16 protein-coding genes are annotated in these 19,655 nt (G+C 65.4%); 6 read left to right on the top strand and 10 right to left on the bottom strand.

Going from position 1 to position 19,655, the window contains the following annotated elements:
* Positions 1-9: 9 nt before the first annotated feature.
* Positions 10-1,053, bottom strand: coding sequence for a recombinase RecA (gene recA / locus OU995_RS06150; protein ID WP_267834664.1), 1,044 nt, complete (start codon positions 1,051-1,053; stop codon positions 10-12).
* A 294-nt stretch (positions 1,054-1,347) separates the two neighbouring features.
* Between recA and OU995_RS06145 the strand changes: the two genes are divergently transcribed.
* The gene (locus OU995_RS06145) at positions 1,348-2,019 is read left to right on the top strand and encodes a response regulator transcription factor (protein ID WP_267834663.1); all 672 of its coding nucleotides are present in this window, start codon (positions 1,348-1,350) and stop codon (positions 2,017-2,019) included.
* Between the two features lie 60 nt (positions 2,020-2,079).
* On the top strand, positions 2,080-3,567 hold the full coding sequence (locus OU995_RS06140; protein ID WP_267834662.1) for a sensor histidine kinase: 1,488 nt from the start codon (positions 2,080-2,082) through the stop codon (positions 3,565-3,567).
* Between the two features lie 55 nt (positions 3,568-3,622).
* On the opposite strand, the gene rodA is transcribed toward OU995_RS06140, so the two are convergent.
* The 5 genes from rodA to OU995_RS06115 all read right to left on the bottom strand — a co-directional run bounded on the left by rodA (position 3,623) and on the right by OU995_RS06115 (position 9,731).
* A complete protein-coding gene (gene rodA / locus OU995_RS06135) occupies positions 3,623-4,777 on the bottom strand; it encodes a rod shape-determining protein RodA (RefSeq protein WP_267834661.1) in 1,155 nt (384 codons plus the stop codon).
* Complete coding sequence (gene mrdA, locus OU995_RS06130; RefSeq protein WP_267834660.1) at positions 4,774-6,990, bottom strand: penicillin-binding protein 2; 2,217 nt, start codon at positions 6,988-6,990, stop codon at positions 4,774-4,776. The genes rodA and mrdA overlap by 4 nt, the downstream gene beginning before the upstream one ends.
* 18 nt (positions 6,991-7,008) lie before the next feature.
* Entirely contained in the window at positions 7,009-7,530 is a 522-nt protein-coding gene (mreD, locus tag OU995_RS06125) for a rod shape-determining protein MreD (protein WP_267834659.1), read from the bottom strand.
* A complete protein-coding gene (mreC, locus tag OU995_RS06120) occupies positions 7,527-8,573 on the bottom strand; it encodes a rod shape-determining protein MreC (RefSeq protein ID WP_267834658.1) in 1,047 nt (348 codons plus the stop codon). The genes mreD and mreC overlap by 4 nt, the downstream gene beginning before the upstream one ends.
* Before the next feature lie 114 nt (positions 8,574-8,687).
* On the bottom strand, positions 8,688-9,731 hold the full coding sequence (locus OU995_RS06115; RefSeq protein WP_058936976.1) for a rod shape-determining protein: 1,044 nt from the start codon (positions 9,729-9,731) through the stop codon (positions 8,688-8,690).
* 440 nt (positions 9,732-10,171) lie between these two features.
* Here OU995_RS06115 and gatC point away from each other — a divergent pair, with 440 nt between their 5' ends.
* Genes gatC through gatB form a run of 3 tightly spaced genes read left to right on the top strand, consistent with a single transcriptional unit; the run spans position 10,172 to position 13,430 of the window.
* Positions 10,172-10,471: an Asp-tRNA(Asn)/Glu-tRNA(Gln) amidotransferase subunit GatC gene (gatC, locus tag OU995_RS06110; RefSeq protein WP_267834657.1), complete on the top strand. Its 300-nt coding sequence runs from the start codon at positions 10,172-10,174 to the stop codon at positions 10,469-10,471.
* Positions 10,468-11,970: an Asp-tRNA(Asn)/Glu-tRNA(Gln) amidotransferase subunit GatA gene (gene gatA, locus OU995_RS06105; RefSeq protein WP_267834656.1), complete on the top strand. Its 1,503-nt coding sequence runs from the start codon at positions 10,468-10,470 to the stop codon at positions 11,968-11,970. The genes gatC and gatA overlap by 4 nt, the downstream gene beginning before the upstream one ends.
* A 5-nt stretch (positions 11,971-11,975) precedes the next feature.
* On the top strand, positions 11,976-13,430 hold the full coding sequence (gene gatB, locus OU995_RS06100; RefSeq protein ID WP_267834655.1) for an Asp-tRNA(Asn)/Glu-tRNA(Gln) amidotransferase subunit GatB: 1,455 nt from the start codon (positions 11,976-11,978) through the stop codon (positions 13,428-13,430).
* A 242-nt stretch (positions 13,431-13,672) separates the two neighbouring features.
* On the opposite strand, the gene OU995_RS06095 is transcribed toward gatB, so the two are convergent.
* The 3 genes from OU995_RS06095 to OU995_RS06085 all read right to left on the bottom strand — a co-directional run bounded on the left by OU995_RS06095 (position 13,673) and on the right by OU995_RS06085 (position 17,530).
* Positions 13,673-14,470, bottom strand: coding sequence for a hypothetical protein (locus OU995_RS06095; protein ID WP_267834654.1), 798 nt, complete (start codon positions 14,468-14,470; stop codon positions 13,673-13,675).
* On the bottom strand, positions 14,470-15,165 hold the full coding sequence (pyrE, locus tag OU995_RS06090; protein WP_267834653.1) for an orotate phosphoribosyltransferase: 696 nt from the start codon (positions 15,163-15,165) through the stop codon (positions 14,470-14,472). Before pyrE ends, OU995_RS06095 begins: the two co-directional genes overlap by 1 nt.
* A gap of 130 nt (positions 15,166-15,295) precedes the next feature.
* A complete protein-coding gene (locus OU995_RS06085; RefSeq protein ID WP_267834652.1) occupies positions 15,296-17,530 on the bottom strand; it encodes a TonB-dependent receptor in 2,235 nt (744 codons plus the stop codon).
* Positions 17,531-17,910: 380 nt separating this feature from the next.
* On the opposite strand from OU995_RS06085, the gene OU995_RS06080 reads away from it, so the two are divergent.
* Positions 17,911-18,696, top strand: coding sequence for an exodeoxyribonuclease III (locus OU995_RS06080; protein ID WP_267834651.1), 786 nt, complete (start codon positions 17,911-17,913; stop codon positions 18,694-18,696).
* 24 nt (positions 18,697-18,720) lie between these two features.
* Here OU995_RS06080 and OU995_RS06075 read toward each other — a convergent pair whose 3' ends face one another.
* Complete coding sequence (locus OU995_RS06075; RefSeq protein ID WP_267834650.1) at positions 18,721-19,449, bottom strand: hypothetical protein; 729 nt, start codon at positions 19,447-19,449, stop codon at positions 18,721-18,723.
* Positions 19,450-19,655: the final 206 nt, after the last annotated feature.

The raw sequence follows: 19,655 nt of genomic DNA, 5'->3' as shown, positions 1-19,655 counted from the left end.
CGGACGACCTTACTCAGCCGAATCCGGCACCGCACCCAGCAGGGGGATGCCCAGCGATTCGCGGATCTTGTTTTCAATCTCGACAGCCAGGTCCGCGTTTTCACGCAGGAATTCGCGGGCGTTGTCCTTGCCTTGGCCGATTTTCTCGCCACTGTAGGCGTACCAGGCACCGGCCTTGTCCACGATCTTGGCGGCCACACCCATGTCGATGATTTCACCCTCGCGGCTGATCCCTTCGCCATACAGGATGTCGAATTCCGCCGTCTTGAACGGGGGCGCCACCTTGTTCTTCACCACCTTGACCTTGGTTTCGGAACCGATGACTTCTTCACCCTTCTTGATGGAACCAATACGGCGGATGTCCAGGCGCACCGAAGCGTAGAACTTCAGCGCATTGCCACCGGTGGTGGTTTCAGGCGAGCCGAACATCACACCGATCTTCATGCGGATCTGGTTGATGAAGATAACGGTGCAGTTGGTTTTCTTGATGGTGGCGGTGAGCTTGCGCAGGGCCTGGCTCATCAGACGGGCCTGCAGGCCGGGCAGGGCATCACCCATTTCGCCTTCCAGCTCGGCCTTGGGTGTCAGGGCGGCCACCGAGTCCACGATGATCAGGTCCACCGAACCGGAACGCACCAGTGCGTCCACAATTTCCAGGGCTTGTTCGCCGGTGTCGGGCTGGCTGATCAGCAGCTCTTGCAGGTTCACCCCGAGCTTCTGGGCATATTGAGCGTCCAGCGCATGCTCGGCGTCGATGAAGGCACACACGCCCTGCAGCTTCTGCATCTGGGCGATGACCTGCAGTGTGAGCGTGGTCTTGCCCGAGGATTCCGGGCCGTAGATTTCAATCACACGGCCGCGCGGCAGGCCGCCAACGCCCAGGGCGATGTCCAGGCCCAGCGAACCGGTGGAGACCACCTGGATGTCTTCAATCTTCTCGCCTTCACCCAGGCGCATGATGGAGCCCTTGCCGAACTGCTTTTCGATCTGGGCAAGAGCGGCCTGCAGGGCCTTGGCTTTTTCGGGGTTGGCGTTTTTGACGGGGGCGTCCATGAAAGCATCTCCAAGTGGCTGCGCCGGATTATGGCCCAATCTGTATATCTGTACAGTGGTTCTGTGGCCACGCCGCAGCGGTTGCAATGAAGCCATCCTAGGCGCTCAGTGGCTCATGGCGTGAGCCACCCCGCCACGATCGTCCGAAAGCGGGCCCGCCTCCATCCGTGGAGGGGCGCCTCCCCCACCGACCGTGCAGGATGCGCCCCTTACCGCGCTGGCCTCGCAAACGCCTACTGCCACCGAGGGGGCCCATCCCTAGAATGGGTCATTCAAGAAGAACGGGGGACAGACATGCGCATCCTGATTGCAGAAGACGACCAGGTGTTGGCCGACGGCCTGCTGCGCTCGCTGCGGGCTTCGGGCTGTGCCGTGGACCAGGTGGGCAGCGGCACCGAAGCGGATGCGGCCCTTGCCTCCCATGAATTCGACCTGCTGATCCTGGACTTGGGCCTGCCCAAGATGCATGGGCTGGAAGTGCTTCGCCGGCTGCGGGCGCGTGGCTCGGCCGTGCCGGTGCTGATCCTGACAGCGGCGGACAGCATCGAGGAGCGGGTCAAGGGGCTGGATCTGGGCGCCGACGACTACATGGCGAAACCCTTTTCGTTGCAGGAACTGGAAGCCCGTGTGCGAGCGCTCACCCGGCGCGGCCTGGGCACGGCCTCCAGTGTGATCAAGCATGGCCCGCTGAGCTTTGATGCCACCGGCCGGGTGGCCTACATCAATGAGCAGATGGTGGAGCTGTCGGCCCGTGAGCTGTCGCTGCTGGAAGTGCTGCTGCAGCGCGCCGGCCGGCTGGTCAGCAAGGATCAATTGGTGGAGCGCCTGTGCGAATGGGGCGAAGAGGTGAGCAACAACGCCATCGAGGTCTACATCCACCGCCTGCGCAAGAAGATCGAGCAAGGACCGATCCGCATCGCCACCGTCCGAGGGCTGGGTTATTGCCTTGAAAAGATCCCCGGCTGAGTGGCGCTGCTGGCCGTGGGCGACGCACCAGCCTCAAGGCCGCGCCCAGGGAGGGCATGAATGAGCAGCGCCAGTGGACACCGCTCGCTGTTCGGCGAGATCCTGGACTGGATGCTCGCGCCTCTGCTGGTGATCTGGCCGATCAGCGTGGCGCTGACCTGGCTGGTGGCCCAGGGCATTGCCAACAAGCCCTACGACCGGGAACTGGGCGAAATGGCCCGCACCCTGGGTCTGCAGGTGGCCACCGAACCCGCGCCGGGCGAACTGCCCAAGGGCCGCTCCCGCTATGCGCTCGCGCCGGAAGCCGCCGCCCTGCTGCGAGCGGATGAATCCGACACCATCTTCTACCAGGTGCTGGGACTGCGGGGGGAACTGCTCAGCGGGGACCGCCATCTCGCCGTACCGGAGGCCGAGCCCCCGGTGGTGCCCTGGGAGCTGCACTACCGTGATGACGAGGTGAACAACGAATCGGTGCGGGTGGCCTTCCTCTGGGTGGCGCCCGAAGGCACCGCCGGCAGCGACCGCATGATGCTGGTGCAGGTGGCCGAGACGCTGGGCAAGCGTTCACGTCTGACCAACGAGATCATCAAAGGCGTGATCCTTCCGCAGTTCGTGATCCTGCCGCTGGCAGTGCTGCTGGTGTGGCTGGCCCTGGCCCGCGGTATTGCGCCGCTCAACGAGTTGCAACGGCGCATCCGGTCGCGCGACAGCTCCGACCTCAGCCCCATCGACGAACAGCGCATTCCGGATGAAGTGGCGCCGCTGGTGCAGGCCATCAACGACCTGCTGGAGCGGCTGGACCAATCCATCCGCGCGCAAAAGCACTTCCTGGCCGACGCGGCCCATCAGCTCAAGACGCCCCTGGCCGGGCTGCGCACCCAGGCCGAACTGGCGCAGCGCGAGATCGACGAAGGGCGCAGCTCACCGGCCGAGCTGCGGCGCTCGCTGCAGCAGATTGCGCTGTCCAGCCAGCGAGCGGCGCACATGGTGAACCAGCTGCTGGCGATGGCGCGGGCGGAGGACCAGGAACACGCCTCCCGCCGCAGCGAGGTCAATCTGCCGGTGCTGGCCATGGAAACGGTGCGGGACTTCGTGCCCCGCGCCATGGAAAAGCGCCTGGACCTGGGCTACGAAGGCCCGGAACCGGACCGCGCCGGCCTGCGTCTGCACGGCCATCCGCTGCTCATCCGCGAGTTGATCCGCAACCTGGTGGACAACGCCTTGCTCTACACACCCGCCGGCGGCACCATCACCGTACGGGTGGTGGAGGACCCCTTTGGTCAGGTCTGCGTGCTGCAGGTGGAGGACTCGGGCCCGGGGATTGCGGAATTGGAGCGGGAAAAAGTGTTCCAACCCTTCTACCGCGCGCTGGGGACGAATGTGGACGGATCAGGCCTGGGCCTGGCCATCGTCCGGGAGATCGTCCAGCAGCATGATGCGGACATCAGCGTGGACGACACCCGCCCGCGCCGCCAGGCGGAGGCCGATGGCCAGGGGCCGGGCGCGCGATTCACCATCCGCTTTGCGGCCCATCCCCATCCAGCGTGAGCCGCGGTGCATCCGGTGCGACGTGTGGGGGATCAGACCCGCAGCGCGGAGCGCCTCAGCGCTGCATCGCCCCTCGGCTGCGGGCAATCGACATCAGCATGCCCAGCGCCAACCCCAGCGTCACCATGGCCGTGCCGCCATAGGAAATGAAGGGCAAGGGCACCCCCACCACCGGCAGGATGCCGGTCACCATGCCCATGTTCACAAACACGTAGGTGAAGAAGCTCAGCGTGATGGCGCCCGCCAGCAGCCGCGAGAACAGCGTCGGCGCCTCATGCGCAATCGCCAGCCCCCGCAGGATCAGCGCGGTGAAACCCAGCAGCAGCCCCAGCGCGCCCACCAGCCCGAATTCCTCGCCATAGGCGGCAAAGATGAAGTCCGTGGTGCGTTCGGGAATGAATTCCAGATGGGTCTGCGTGCCCTTCATGAACCCCTTGCCGGTCACGCCCCCGGAGCCGATGGCGATCTCGCCCTGGATGATGTGGAAGCCTTTGCCCAGCGGGTCCTTGGTCGGGTCCAGCAGGGTGCAGACCCGGTCCTTCTGATAGTCCTTGAGCACCGGCCATTTCACATCCGGCTGGCAGATCTGGTCCTCACTCAACACCAGCGTGGTGATGCCCGCACCCGCCAGCACCAGGGCGGGCAGGATGAGCTTCCAGGACAAACCGGCAAAGAAGATCACATAGAGCCCGGCCGCCAGCACCAGGATGGCGGTGCCCAGGTCCGGCTGCTTCGCAATCAGACCCACCGGTACCGTCAGCAGCACAAAGGCGGCAATGAAGTCCGGCAATCGCAACTGCCCTTCCCGCTTCTGGAACCACCAGGCCAGCATCAGCGGCATGGCGATCTTGAGCATCTCCGACGGCTGGAATTCCACACCCAGGCGTATCCATCGGGTGGAGCCCTTCTTGGTGATACCGAAGAGCGCCACGGCGATCAGCAGCATCACCCCCAGTGTGTAGAGCGGCACGGCCGCCTGCATCAGCCGCTGCGGCGGCACCTGGGACACCACAAACATGACGATCAGGGCCAGCACGCCGTTGCGCAGATGGTCCACGAAGCGGGTGCCGTGGTCGTAACCGGCGGAGTACATGCACATCAGGCCCAGGCCCATGATCCAGAACAGGGCCAGCAGCAGCGGCACGTCGAATCCGGCGAACCAGGGCTTGAGCCGTTGCAGCCAACTGGGTTTGCTGAAGACAGCGCTCATCGTGAAGCTCCCGGACTGGGTCGAGACGCCCCGCGCTGGGCGGGCGGCGGCGCGGCCGGTGGGACAGAGAGGGCGGCCGGTGGTGCCCCTGGCGTGGGCGTCGGGCGGGCTTGTGCGGGACGGGGCGCTGCGGCGGCACCGGCGGAGGCAGCGCTGGCGGGTGTGCCTGCCGTCCGAACCGGCGCGGGTGCAGCCGAGGCAGCCGACGCGGCCGATGCCGCAGAAGCAGCAGAAGCAGCAGAGGCCGCCGAGACCGGCACCGGCAGTTGCCCCGGCAACGGCACATCCACCACTCGGCGTGGGCTACCGATGGGGGCGGTGGTCTGGCCGAGTTGCGTCTTGGCGATGTCTTCCTCGCTGGGATAGACCCCCTCCAGCACATAGTCGAACACCCGGCGCGCAATCGGGGCCGCCGAGGTGGACCCAAAGCCGGCGTTCTCCACAATCAGCGCCAGCGCGATCCGGGGGGCCTCATACGGGGCGAAGGCGATGTAGAGCGAATGGTCGCGCTTGCGTTCATCCGCCTTGATGCTGCTGTAGGTCTGGCCGGCACGCAAGCCGATGGCCTGGGCCGTCCCGGTCTTTCCGGCGCTCGGGTAGGCCGCCCCGGCAAACACCGCACGCGATGTGCCCTCCAGCGTCACATCGTGCATGGCGTTGCGGATCACATCCACATCCGCCCGGCGCAAGGCCAGCGGCTCCAGCGCATCACTGGCGGTCCGGTGCTCGGTGTGCTTGACCACATCCTCGATGTCCCGCACCAGCCGCGGCCGATACCGCTGCCCGCCGGTGGACAGCGTGGACACGGCCGTGGCCAATTGCAGCATGGTGAAGTTGTTGTAGCCCTGGCCGATGCCCAGCGAGATGGTCTCGCCGGCAAACCACTTCTGCTGCTCCGGACGGCGGAATTTCTTCTTCTTCCATTCGGTGGAGGGAAGATCTCCGGTGACCTCGCCCAGCAGGTCGATTTCCGTCTTGCGGCCGAAACCAAACGGCTCAAGCTGGTCGTGGATCAGGTCCACGCCCATTTCATTGGCCAGGGAATAGAAATAGACGTTGGAGGAGGTGACGATGGCCAGCCGCATGTCCTTCGGACCCGCCCGGTCGCCTTCCGCGCTGCCGAACGTGCGGCCGCCGAAGCTGTAGGTGAGGTTGTCCTGGATCACCACGCTGGGCGAACGCTTGCCGGTGTTCAAGGCCGCCATGGCCATGTAGGGCTTGAAGGTGGAGCCCGGCGGATAGGTGCCGCGCAGGGCGCGGTTCAGCAGCGGCTTGTCGATGTTCTCGTTCAGCTCCCGCCAACTGTCCGCATCAATGCCATCCACGAACAGATTGGGATCGAAGGACGGTTTGGACACAAACGCCAGCACCTCGCCATTGCGCGGATCGATGGCCACGAGGGCGCCTCGGCGGTCGCCATACAGCTTCTCCACCAGCGCCTGCAGCTTGATGTCGATGGAGAGGTGCAGGGTGTTGCCCGGGGTGGGCGGTCGGTTACGCAGGCGGCGGATGGCGCGTCCCCCGGCGCTGGTTTCCATTTCCTCGAAGCCGGTCTGCCCGTGCAGCTCGCGTTCATAGGCCTGCTCCAGCCCCAGCTTGCCGATGTATTCGGTGCCGCGATAGTTGGAGACATCCTCTTCCGGCCAGTCATCCATGGCCTTCTTTTCTGCCTGGTTGATGCGGCCGATGTAGCCCAGCATGTGGCTGCCGACCTCGCCCATGGGATAGCTGCGGAACAGCCGCGCCTTAATGTCCACACCGGGGAAGCGGAAGCGCTGGGCCGCGAACTTGGCGACTTCGGTGTCGGTCAGCTTGGTGCGGATCGGCAGCGACTCGAAGTTCTTGCTTTCTTCCATCAGCCGTTTGAAGCGGCGACGGTCGCGCGGCTGGATGTCGATGACCGTGGCCAGCTGGTCGATGGTCTCGTCCAGGTCGGTCACCTTGGACGGGGTGATTTCCAGCGTGTAGGCCGAATAGTTGCTGGCCAGCACCACGCCGTTGCGGTCCACGATCAGGCCCCGGTTGGGCACGATGGGCACCACCGAGATGCGGTTGGATTCAGCCCGCTCCAGCAGGGTGTCGTGCTGGGCCACCTGCAGGAACAGCAGGCGGGCCACCAGCAGGCTGAAGCAGAACAGCACAAACAGGGCGGCCGCCACCAGCCGCAGCCGGAAGCGTGCCAACTCCTGATGCAGGTTCTTCAGAACCGTCATGCCGACCGACCCCTCAACTCACAGCGGGCGGTGCGCATCGGGGTCCGGCGCACGACGTTGCGGCGCCAGCAGCAGCAGGGTGGCCAGAGGCCACAACATGGACTCCAGCACCGGCGCCAGGAACAGGCTCCAGCCGGGCCACATGCCGCCCACCATCAGGCGCACCGACACCGCAATCATCTGCGCCAGCAGGAACAAGGGCAGCACATGCAGGGCTTGAGCGCCGAGCGTGAACCACAGCAGGCGACGATGCAGCGCCACCGCACCGAAGGCCAGCAGGCTGTAGGCCAGCGCATGCTGACCCAGTAGCGCGCCGTGATGCACGTCGATCATCAGCCCGAAGAAGAAGGCCCAGCCCACACCCACACGGCGCGGCTGGTGCACGTTCCAGAAGACCAGCGTCAGCGCCAGCACATCCGGCATCCAGGGCTGGCGGCCCAGCGGCACCATGTCGACCAGCAAGGCCACGACCAGGCTGAAAGCAATAAAAAGAGGGTTGGCCGGCAGCAAAAGCTGGCTGGTGCCACGCGGCATGATCATCGCGATGCTCCTCGGCTGGCGGCGGCAGCGCCTTCGGCCCCGGCCGCAGTACTGCCGGCCGCAGTCGTGGCTCCGGCGTCCGCAGGCGGTGGTGCGCTGCGGCTGCCACGGCCGCCCTTGCCTTTGCCCTTGGTGCCGTCGGTCGCGGCCGCCGCACTGGCAGCCTCGGCTTCCGCCTCAGCGCGGGCCTCTTCATGCCCGGCCAGCGGTTCCAGCACCAGCACATGGCGGGCGCTGTCCGGCTGCGCCACAGGCGCCAGGCCGACGCGCGCAAAACTGGTGTCGCCGCGTCGCTCCACCTCGCCCACCTTGGCGACGGGGAGTCCGGGCGGATACACCCCGTCCAGGCCCGAGGTGACCAGATCGTCCCCGGCCTTGATGTCCGCATTGGCCGCCATGAAGCGCAGCTCCATCACGCCCCGTTCGCCGCCATAGGCCACGCCACGCTGCTGCGTGCGGGCATTCAGCACCGGAATGGTCGCTTCGCGGTCGGTCAGCAACGTGACCTCGGCCGACAGCGGATAGACCCGTGTCACCTGCCCCAGCACGCCGGCATCATTAACCACCGGCGCGCCCAGACGCACGCCGCGATGGCCGCCCCGGTCGATGACGATGCGCCGGGAGAACGGGTCCGCCGCCTCATACAGCACCTCTGCGGCCAGCCCCTTCACCGGCAACGCCTCGCGCAGCGCCAGCAGGGACCGCAGGCGCTGGTTCTCGGCCTGCAGCTGATTGGCACGGCTGAGGATCACTGCCTGCTCGGCCAGTTGCCGACGGGCCTGGTTCTCGGCCTCGGTGGCCCGCTCCATGCCACGGGAATAGTCGCCGGCCTGCTCCCAGGCATCCACCGGCACCAGCAGCACCCGCTGCAGCGGATGCAGGGCCAGGGCCAAGCCGGCACGCGCCGGAGCCGTGACGTTGAAGCGGGAATCCGCCACCATGAGAAACACCGCCAGTGCCGCACAAAAGGCCAGCTTCGTCAGCGCGGACGGCCCTTCGCGGAACAGTGGCGGTGGATTGCGATCCAGAGTGCCGAGTGGCATGACGATCTCAACGAATGAGAGCCAACAAACAAACGGTGTTGCCCTTGCGGGCGCCACCAGCGGAAGCCGGGCCGGCACGCCACAGCGGCCCGGGCCGGCGTCCGCGCATCAGGCTCACTCCGAAGTGAAGATCGAGCCCAGGCGCTCCATGCGCTCCAGGGCCATGCCGCAGCCACGGACCACGCAGGTCAGCGGGTCTTCGGCCACCAGCACCGGCAGGCCGGTTTCCTCGGCCAGCAGACGGTCCAGGTCGCGCAGCAGGGCGCCACCGCCGGTCAGCATCATGCCGCGTTCGGCAATGTCGGCGCCCAGTTCGGGCGGCGTCTGCTCCAGGGCGTTCTTCACCGCCGACACGATCTGGTTCAGCGGATCGGTCAGCGCTTCCAGGATTTCGTTGGACGAGATGGTGAAGCTGCGCGGCACGCCCTCGCTGAGGTTGCGGCCCTTGACTTCCATCTCCTTCACTTCGGAGCCGGGGAAGGCCGAGCCGATGTTCTTCTTGATGGATTCCGCCGTGGGTTCACCAATCAGCATGCCGTAGTTGCGGCGGATGTAGTTGATGATGGCTTCGTCGAACTTGTCGCCGCCCACCCGGACGCTGCCCTTGTACACCATGCCGCCCAGCGAGATCACGCCGACTTCGGTGGTACCGCCGCCGATGTCGATGACCATCGAGCCGGAGGCTTCGGAGACGGGCAGGCCCGCGCCGATGGCGGCGGCCATGGGTTCCTCGATCAGGTAGACCTCGGAGGCGCCCGCGCCAAGGGCGGCGTCACGGATGGCGCGCTTTTCCACCTGGGTGGAGCCGCAGGGCACACAGATGATGATGCGGGGGGACGGACGCAGCAGTTTGGTGTCGTGCACCATCTTGATGAACTGCTTGATCATCTGCTCGGTGACCACGAAGTCGGCAATCACGCCGTCCTTCATCGGGCGGATCGCCTCGATATTGCCGGGCACCTTGCCCAGCATGGCCTTGGCTTCGTGGCCCACGGCCTGGATGGTCTTCTTACCGTTGGGACCGCCTTCGTGGCGGATGGCAACCACAGAGGGTTCATCCAGCACCACACCTTTGCCGCGGACATAAATCAGCGTATTGGCGGTACCCAGGTCAATGGCGAGATCGGTGGAGATATAGCGGCGCAGTGAGGCGAACATATTGGATGGCACTTGCCGGACCGTTCTGGCTCATCTGCCTGCACCCACTGACCGAAGTGCCACCGAACACCACCGGAGCTCCGAAAGGACCTTTTCGGAGGTACTGGCGGCATCGGAGGTCTTCAAGGGCCATTGAAGGCCATTGGGGACATCAGGCGGTTTCGTCTGTGTTCGGTCCGTGCGGCTGCAATGTCGGGGAGGACGATTCGGGGCGGTTCGTCGGTCACCACGTGGCCCTGGAAGGCCACGCGAACGGGGTATTCCTGACCATAAGCAGCGAGGCTGCCATGGCAGCCCCGACTTATGGAGATAAGCGGGGATAATAACTGATCGACCCCTGGTTTGGCCTGCCGGCAAGCCCCAAACAAGCGATTGGCGTTTGTTTGGTGAATGTTTTGCTGGCCCGACCGGACTCCCTTCCCACGAGCCCACCCATTTCCATGGCCCTGACCCAAGACGACGTCAGCCGGATCGCAAACCTGGCACGGCTGGAACTCTCCAGCGACGAGCAGGCCGCCCTGCTGCCCCAGCTCAACGGTTTCTTCTCCATCGTGGAGCAGATGCGTGCGGTTGACACCAGCGGTGTCGCCCCCCTCTACACCCCCCTGTCGGCGGTGCAGGAAGTGGCCCTGCGCCTGCGGGAAGACCGTGTCACCGAAACCGACCAGCGCGCGCTGAACCAGCGCAGCGCTCCCGCCGTGGAAGACGGCCTGTTCCTGGTTCCCAAGGTCATCGAATGACGACGCCGCTTCACCTCATGGGCGTGGCCGAACTGAGCCGCGCACTCCGTCAGAAACAGGTCAGCAGCCTGGAAGTCACGCAACATCTGCTTGCGCGTGTTGCCTCCGCAAACGAATTGGGCGCCTTCCTTCATGTGGCCGAAGAGGGCGCACTGGCCCGTGCCCGCGCGGCCGACGCCCGCCTGGCGCAGGGCGACGGTGAACAGCCCGGCGGCGCGCTGATTGGCGTTCCGCTGGCGCACAAGGACATCTTTGTCACGCAGGACATGCCCACCACGGCGGGTTCGCTGATGCTCAAGGGCTACATGAGCCCGTTCGACGCCACGGTGGTGGACCGGCTCAATGCCGCCGGCACCGTGTCGCTGGGCAAGCTGAACTGCGATGAATTCGCCATGGGCTCGGCCAACGAAAACAGCGCCTATGGCCCATCGCTGAATCCCTGGGACCCCCAACGGGTACCGGGTGGTTCGTCCGGTGGTTCGGCCGCTGCCGTGGCCGCCCGGCTGGTGCCCGCCACCACCGGCACCGACACTGGCGGATCGATCCGCCAGCCGGCCAGCTTCACCGGCATCACCGGCATCAAGCCGACCTACGGCGTCTGCTCCCGCTACGGCATGATCGCCTTCGCGTCCAGCCTGGACCAGGCCGGCGTGATGGCCCGCTCGGCTGAAGATTGCGCGCTGCTGCTGTCGGCCATGAGCGGCTTTGACGAACGCGATGCCACCAGCGTCCAGCAACCGCCGCAGGACTTCACCGCCCGTCTGCACGACCAGCGCCCAGACGCCACCACCAGCCAGCCGCTCAAGGGTCTGCGCATCGGCCTGCCGCGCGAGTTCTTCCCTGCCGCCCTGAGCGCCGATGTCAATCAGGCGGTCCGGGCGGGTCTGGCCGAGCTGGAAAAGCTGGGCGCCACCCTGGTGGACGTCAGCCTGCCGCGCACCGAACTGGCCATCCCGGTGTACTACATCATTGCCCCGGCCGAAGCCAGTTCCAACCTCTCCCGCTTTGACGGCGTGAAGTTCGGTCACCGTGCCGCGAAGTTCGACAACCTGTTGGACATGTACAAGAAGACCCGCGCCGAAGGCTTTGGTGCCGAGGTCAAGCGCCGGATCATGATCGGCAGCTATGTGCTGTCCCACGGCTACTACGACGCCTACTACCTGCAGGCCCAGAAGCTGCGCCGCATGATTGCGGACGACTTCCAGCAGGCCTTCCAGCACTGCGACGTGATCGCCGGCCCGGTGGCCCCCACCGTGGCCTGGAAGCGCGGCGAAGGTTCGGACGACCCGGTCAAGGCCTACCTGGCCGACATCTTCACCCTGCCGGGCTCCCTGGCCGGCCTGCCCGGCATGAGCGTACCGGTGGGCTTTGGTGAAGGCGGTCTGCCGGTCGGCCTGCAACTGCTGGGCAACTATTTCAAGGAAGGTCTGCTGCTGCATGCGGCCCATGCGCTGCAGCAGGCCACCGACTGGCACCGTCAGGCGCCGGTGGGGGTGTGAACGTCATGAGCAAGAACAGCAAACTGGTGCGTGGGTATGAGGTCGTGATCGGCCTGGAAAACCACGTGCAACTCTCCACCGCCTCCAAGATCTTCAGCGGCTCTTCCACCGCCTTTGGCGCGGCGCCCAACACCCAGGCCAGCGCGGTGGACCTGGCGCTGCCCGGCACGCTGCCGGTGCTCAACCGCGGTGCGGTGGAGCGGGCCATCCGCTTCGGCCTGGCCGTGGGCGCCAAGGTCGCGCCCTTGTCCATCTTCGCGCGCAAGAACTACTTCTACCCCGACCTGCCCAAGGGCTACCAGATCAGCCAGTACGAGATCCCGGTGGTGCAGGGCGGCAAGATCGAGTTCATGGTGGAAGGCGAGCGCAAGCTCATCAACCTCACCCGGGCCCACCTGGAAGAGGACGCTGGCAAGAGCCTGCATGAGGACTATCACGGTCAGTCGGGCATCGACCTGAACCGCGCCGGTACACCGCTGCTGGAAATCGTCTCGGAGCCGGAGATCCGCTCCGCTGTCGAGGCTGCGGAATATGCCAAGACGCTGCATGCGCTGGTGATGTGGCTGGGCATCTGCGACGGCAACATGCAGGAAGGCTCCTTCCGCTGCGACGTCAACGTCTCGGTGCGCAAGCCGGGCGAGCCCTTCGGCACCCGCCGTGAAATCAAGAACCTCAACAGCTTCCGTTATCTGGTGGATGCGGTGAACTACGAGGTGAACTGGCAGATCGACCGGATCGAGGACGGCCTGAGCATCCAGCAGGCCACCGTGCTCTACAACCCGGACACCGGCGAGACCCGCGCGATGCGCACCAAGGAAGATGCGGCCGACTACCGCTACTTCCCCGACCCCGACCTGCCGCCGCTGATGATTGCGCCGGACTGGGTTGAGCGGGTGCGCCACGACATGCCCGAGCTGCCCTCGGTCATGGCCAGCCGCTTCCAGGACACCGACGGCCTGCCCGCCTACGACGCGCTGATGATGACCCAGAGCCTGGCCACCGCCCGGTTCTATGAGGCGGCGCGGGATGTCTGCGGCGCGCCCAAGCTGGTGGCGAACTGGCTGATGGGTGAAGTGTCGCGGCGGCTCAATGCCGAGGAACGCGGCGTGGAAGCCGCTCCGATCACACCGACCCTGCTGGGTCAGTTGATCCAGCGCATCCAGGACGGCACCATCTCCAACAACTCGGCCAAGCAGGTGTTTGAAGCCCTGTGGACCGGCGAGGGGTCGGACGTGGATGCCATCATTGCGGCCAAGGACCTGAAGCAGTCCAACGACACCGGAGAGCTGGAACGCATTCTGGACGAGGTGCTGGCGGCCAATGCCAAGTCGGTGGAAGAGTTCCGTGCCGGCAAGGACAAGGCCTTCAACGCGCTGGTCGGTCAGGCCATGAAGGCCACCAAGGGCAAGGCCAACCCGGCGGCGGTGAATGAGCTGTTGAAGAAGAAACTGGGCGCCTGATCTGGCGACGGTTCCCGCCGTCCTTCGCGGACGGCGGTACTGTCGCTGTCGCTGGCACTGTGGCACGGGTGCTGGCGCCAGCACCGCCACAGGCTTGACCCTGGCCGAGCCAGCCTGCTGGGCCCGGGGCTCGATGGATGCGACTCAGCGGGGCTCAGCACCGTCGCGGGAGGACAGATGCGCGGTCCACCCCAAAGCTCCCCGAGCGCGCACAGGCGCAGGCGGAGATTCCCGGCTTGGCCTCAGCGGCTGGTGGCCCCGGATGCGGGGTTGGTCGTGGTGCCTGCCGGCGGTTTGTCCGGCAGACCCGGCGCCGCCCCCGCCCACATGCGCCGCAGGCGATTCAGCTCGTCATCGAAGATCCGGTTCAGACGGACCATCTCCGCACGCTGGTTTTCAATGGACTGGCGCTGGGCGTCGGCCGCAGCTTCATTGGTGTCCAGCTGGTGCTGGAGCTTCAACGGCAGGCGCTTGCCCTTGTAGAACTCGGTCTCGTCCAGCAGCGGCTTGCGCTCACTGGCCAGGTCCTTGAGCCGCTGCTCGGAGAGCTGCATGGCCTTGCGGATGTCATCCAGCGCCGCTTCACGCGCCCGCTGATGCGAGGCCTCGTCCTTGTAGCGCTGCAACAGATTGCGGTCACGCCGCACGGCGTCCTGCTGGGCCGCCTTTTCATTGTCGAGCTGGCGCTTGCGTGCCTCGGCGGCCGCCTGCTCTTCCGGTGACATGGACGGAGGCACCATCCGGCGGGTGGAGCCATCCGAATTCAGCAGGCGCTGCTCACGGGTGGCGCATTCCGGAATGGGGCGGTCGGAGGTGAGCTTGCGACCATCCGAGGTGACACAGCTGTAGATGCCACTGGCGCTCGGGGCATTGGATTGCGCCCCGGCCGGCCCCGCCATCCAGACGCTGCACGTCAGAACCGCAGCACCCGTGCGCCAGAAAGCCAGGCCGGCAGGACGCCGACGGGCGGTCATTGCGAAGCGGCGGGACAGCACCGGGGGAAGCAGCCAGAACAGCGGCAAGGACAGGGGCGGGCGCATCAGACTCCGTAGCGATCTCTATAAGCGTGGACGGCGGCGGCATGGGCAGACACGGCCGCGCTGCTGGTCGATCCGAGATACTGAAGCAAGTCAGCGAGGCCGGCAATCGCGATCACCGGCAGTTTCAATTGTTCGCGGACATACTGTACGGCCGACCAGGGCAGCTCCTGGCCGTTCTCGGCCGCCTTTTCCTGGCGGTCCAGGGCGATCGACACCCCACAGGGCGTTGCACCGGCTGCCTGGATCATGGCAATGGATTCGCGTACCGACGTGCCAGCGGAAATCACGTCGTCAATGATCAGGACCCGGCCCTTCACCGGCGCGCCCACCAGGGTGCCGCCTTCGCCGTGGTCCTTGGCTTCCTTGCGGTTATAGGCAAACGGCTTGTTGTGGCCCAGCCGGGCCAGCTCGATGGAGACCGCCGCCGCCAGGGTGATGCCCTTGTAGGCGGGGCCGAAGATCATGTCGAAGTCCAGACCCGACGCCACCAGGCGCTGGGCGTAGAACTGGGCCAGGCGTCCCATCTTCAGTCCGTCGTCAAACAGGCCCGCATTAAAGAAGTAGGGGCTCAGGCGACCCGCCTTGGTCTTGAATTCCCCGAAGCGCAGCACCCCTGCCTCCACGGCAAAAGCAACAAAGTCCTGGGCGAGCGCATCAAGTGCGGGGGCCGAGGCGGTACCGGAGGTGGCGGTCATGGCGGATTCAGGGGAGTCTTGCTGGCGCGCGATTGTAGGTGCCACCGGCATAAAAAAGCCCGCCCCCCCAGGGGGGGACGGGCGATGGGAGTTCACAGGGCGAGCTGCGCGCCCGCCCCGGCATCGGTCATCAGAAGATGGCCTTGAACTGGACGCCGTAAGTGCGCGGATCGTTGATGAAGCCGGTGCGGTTGTTGAAGTCGATCACGCCGGTCACACGGATCTGGTTGGTGATGTTGCGGACAAACAGGGCCGCTTCATACTTGCCGTTGTTCCACACATACCCGCCCCGCAGGCCGCCTTCCGTGAGGGCCTTGCCGGTGAATTCGGCCGACTCATACAGGAGGAAGTTGACCTTCGAACGGTAGGCCCAGTCGGTGTAGATGTAGAACTCGTTGCCGGCTGCGGTCGGGATGGAATAACGTGCGGTCAGGTTGTACACCCACTTCGGCGCCTGCGGCAGCTGATTGCCGTTGATCAGATAGCCGCCATTGGGGCCGACCGGGTCCAGCACCGTGCAGACGGCGCTGCTGCAACCCGCCACTTCCAGCTTGTTGTCACGGATGGTGGCCTTGTTGTAGCTGCCGCCCATGGTGATGAACAGGCTGTCGATCGGCAGCAGTTCCAGGTTGAATTCAACACCCTCGCCGATCACCTTGCGGGCGGTCTTCACCGAGTTGCTGTTGCCACCCGCGCCCCCCACTTCGGTCAGCTGCAGGTTCTTGGTTTCATAACGGAACACGTCGGCGGACAGGCGGGCACGGCGCTCCCAAAAGTCGCTCTTCACACCCACTTCGAAGGAGGTGGTGTCTTCCGGATTGGTCCGGCTGAGCGGCGCGAACTCCGAGGGCGGCAGCATGGCCGAAGCACGGAAGCCGGTGGCCAGACGGGCGTAGACGTTGGTGTCCTTGGTCAGCGAGTAGGTGCCGGCCAGGTCCCAGGTCCACTTGGTGTCCTTGGTGCTGGCGCCCAGGCCGAACGTGGTGTCCAGGGTCTGGTCTGCGGATTCGGTACGGAGCGACTTGCTGTCGCGTGTCAGGCGCAGGCCGCCGCGCAGCTTGAAGTCCTGCGTAACGTCGTAATTGACCGAGCCGAAGATGGCATACGCATGGTTCTTCTGATGGCTGCGGGCCGAGTTCTGATAGGCGCCGTCGTTGAGCGTGTCGTAGTTGACGCTCTCGATTTCGTACTTCTCATTGAAGTAGAACAGGCCGGCCTGATAACGCAGCGGGCCCGCCGGGTTGTATTCGGCGCGGAACTCCTGGGTCACCTGGCGGTGGCCATGCAGCGCGTCCGAGGTTTCGCTCTGGTAGGGGATGTTGGGGTTGGACGTGGTGCTGCCGTCCACATCGCCGCGCGAGAACGGCTGCACGGTTTCGATGGCGGTGATCGAGTGCAGCACGATGTCGTCGAACGACCATTGCAGGCGGGCATTGGCACCGGTGGCGTGCAGCGTCTGCTCATTGCGGCCGTTGATCGACACCTTCTTCGGGTCGAAACCATCCACCAGATCGTTGCTGCCCTTCTTGATGATGTCGCCACGGAACAGGCGCGGGCTGCCATCCAGCTCGCGGTTGTGGATGTTGAACAGGGCCGAGAACTGCTTGTGCGGCTGGAACAGCACCTGGGCGCGCACGGCGCGGTCGTTGTAGCCTTCGGTCTTCTCGGTGGGGCCTTCGCCACTGGTGTTGTCCACCCAGTCACCACGGTGCTGCACCTGCGCCGAAATGCGGGCCGCCCAATCACCGGTCAGCGGCAGATTGACGGCGCCTTCGGCATTCACCGTGTTGAAACGGCCGTACGACAGGTTCAGGTAGCCTTCCTGCTTCTGCGAGGGCTTGACCGACTCGAACTTCACCACGCCGGCCGGGGTATTGCGGCCATACAGTGAGCCCTGCGGGCCAGCGGCCACTTCCACGGCACGCAGGTCGAAGGCCGGGAAGCCCTTCAGGATCGGGTTCTCCTGCACCACGTCGTCATAGATCAGCGACACGGGCTGGGAGGCATTCAGGCGGAAATCGGTATTGCCGTAGCCGCGGATATAGAAACGCGGGAAGGCGCGGCCGAAGGACGATTCGATGTTCAGGCTGGGCACGCGGCCCGACAGGAAGCGGATGTCCTGACCGCCGGAGTTCAGCACGTCCAGCTTTTCGCCGGAGATGGAGCTCACCGAATTTGGCACGTCCTTGATGTTTTCGACGCGACGTTCGGCGGTGATGGTCACCGTTTCGAGCTGGCTCTTTTCAGCCTTGGGAGCGGCCTCCTGGGCGAAGGCGGGCCATGCCAGCACGGCCAGCGACACGGCGGCGGCGGCTTCCCGCAGAACGGGGCGGGCCAGGCGGCGCTGGGGGGCGATTCGACTCATCGGTGAACTCCGGGGAAACAAAAAATTGGGAAAGAATGGCGAAAACTTGCTTGGCAGACGGCACACACAAGGGCGACCGGCGGCTCAGATGCGGCGAATCTAGCAAGTTCGTCATCAAACCGACACCACTAGCACCACACCAGTGCATGGACTGTTGCCGAAACACTGCACTCGGGCGACGGCACGGGTGTTTATCCCCAGGTCGGCGCGGTGGGCGTACGCATCTGGGGCGATGCGGCGATAGGCGCCCCGGGGCCTGCTGCCGGTGCTGCTGACAAGTCGCGACGCCAGCGTTTGCGATACTTCAGACCTCAGGGGGCCCCTATGTCAGGCCCTTTCCAGGTCCGTTCCAGGCCCTTCCCGACCTTTCTCATCGACCCATGCGCTTCATCACCCTTAATCTCAACGGCATCCGATCAGCCGCCACCAAGGGCCTGTTTGACTGGCTTCCCCCTCAAGAAGCGGATGTGGTGGGGGTGCAGGAGCTCAAGGCCCAGGCCGACATCGTCGAAACCCAATACGCCGGCTACGACAAGCTCACCGGCCACTTCCACTACGCGCAGAAGAAGGGGTATTCCGGTGTGGGGCTTTACACGCGGGAGACGCCCAGCGACGTGATCGTGGGCTTTGGCAGTGAAGAGTTCGACAACGAAGGCCGCTGGATCGAAAAGCGGTTCGACAAACCCGGGCGCAAGCTCAGCCTGATCAGTTGCTACTTCCCCAGCGGTTCCAGCGGCGAAGACCGGCAGGCGGCGAAGTTCCGCTTCCTGGAGGCGATGTACCCCTATCTGATGGCCTTGCGGGCCGAGCGCGAGTTCATTCTGGTGGCGGATGTGAACATCGCGCACAAGGAAATCGACCTGCGTAACTGGAAGAGCAACCAGAAAAACAGCGGCTTCCTGCCGGAAGAGCGTGCCTGGATGACCCGCCTGCTGGAAGTGGACACCGGGCTGGTGGACGTCTTCCGGCTGCTCAACAACAAGCCCGATCAGTACACCTGGTGGAGCAACCGCGGACAGGCCTGGGCCAAGAACGTGGGCTGGCGTCTGGACTATCACCTGGCCACGCCCGGCCTGGCCCAGCTGGCCAAGCGGGAAGCTATCTACCTGGACCAGCGCTTCAGCGACCATGCGCCGCTGACCATTGATTACGATCTGACGATCTGACGGCGATCCAGGTGCGGGGGGCGCTCAGTCCTTTGGTGCCAACAGCTCCAGACCCATGGACACCGCCCATTCCTCCCCGGGCAGCAGCGCACTGTCCGGGCCCTGGGCTGTCAGCGCGGTGAGCGTCATCCAGGGCCGCTCGGGATGCCGCTGCAGCGTGAAGTCGGGCAGGGCGCCAGCCAGCCGCAGCCGGATCTGATGGCCATCCGCCATGGCCAGCGTGGCGGTGCCGCGCCAGTCATCCAGGTGGATGCCGGTGCCCCGGGCGGGACGCGGCATACCCACCATCGACGGGTCCAGCGTGACATGGCTGCTGAAACCGTCGGGCACCTGCAGCCGCAGGCCCATGCGTAAATGCAGCGGCTGGCGCCCGAGGTTGCGCACGGCCACCGCGATTTCCAGGCGACCCGCGCCGAGGCGGAACACCTGATGCGCCTGATAACCGGCGCGCAGACCGCTGGGGTCCCGGTAGCCGTGAATCAGGGTGAGGCAACGCGGAGACAACTCGGTCAGTTGCCATGGGGCATCCAGCGCAGCCAGACGCGGGTCATCGCGGCCGCCGTCGTTGGTGGCCGGCGCCACCAACCAAAGCCCGGCACCACCCACCAGCACGTCGGCATGCCGTTCCGCATGTTTGACCCAGTTGAAGCGGCGCCCCGCCTCCAGCGAAGTCAGAGAACGCAGCCGGCCGCCCTCCTCGGGCGCTACCAGCGCACGCCAGCCATCCACCTGCAATTCAATGTCGCGTTCCAACTCGCACGCCCTTCCGTTCCAGGACCGGAAGTATTTGCGCTTTTATTAAATCGGCCTTTGACGAGAACGGGGGAAAGAGGTCGAAAACCAGCAAAAAACGGGGCGGCGACGCGTGGAGGCCACGGGCGCCTGGCGCGGCGGATCAGCGGCAATCAGCGGCAGATCGGCGATCTGTCAGCGCTGCATCAACGGTAGACCCGAGACAA

The organism is Roseateles sp. SL47 (genome assembly GCF_026625885.1).
In the GTDB taxonomy this organism is placed as follows: Bacteria; Pseudomonadota; Gammaproteobacteria; order Burkholderiales; family Burkholderiaceae_C; genus Roseateles.
This window is presented reverse-complemented; position numbering and strand designations above follow the sequence as displayed.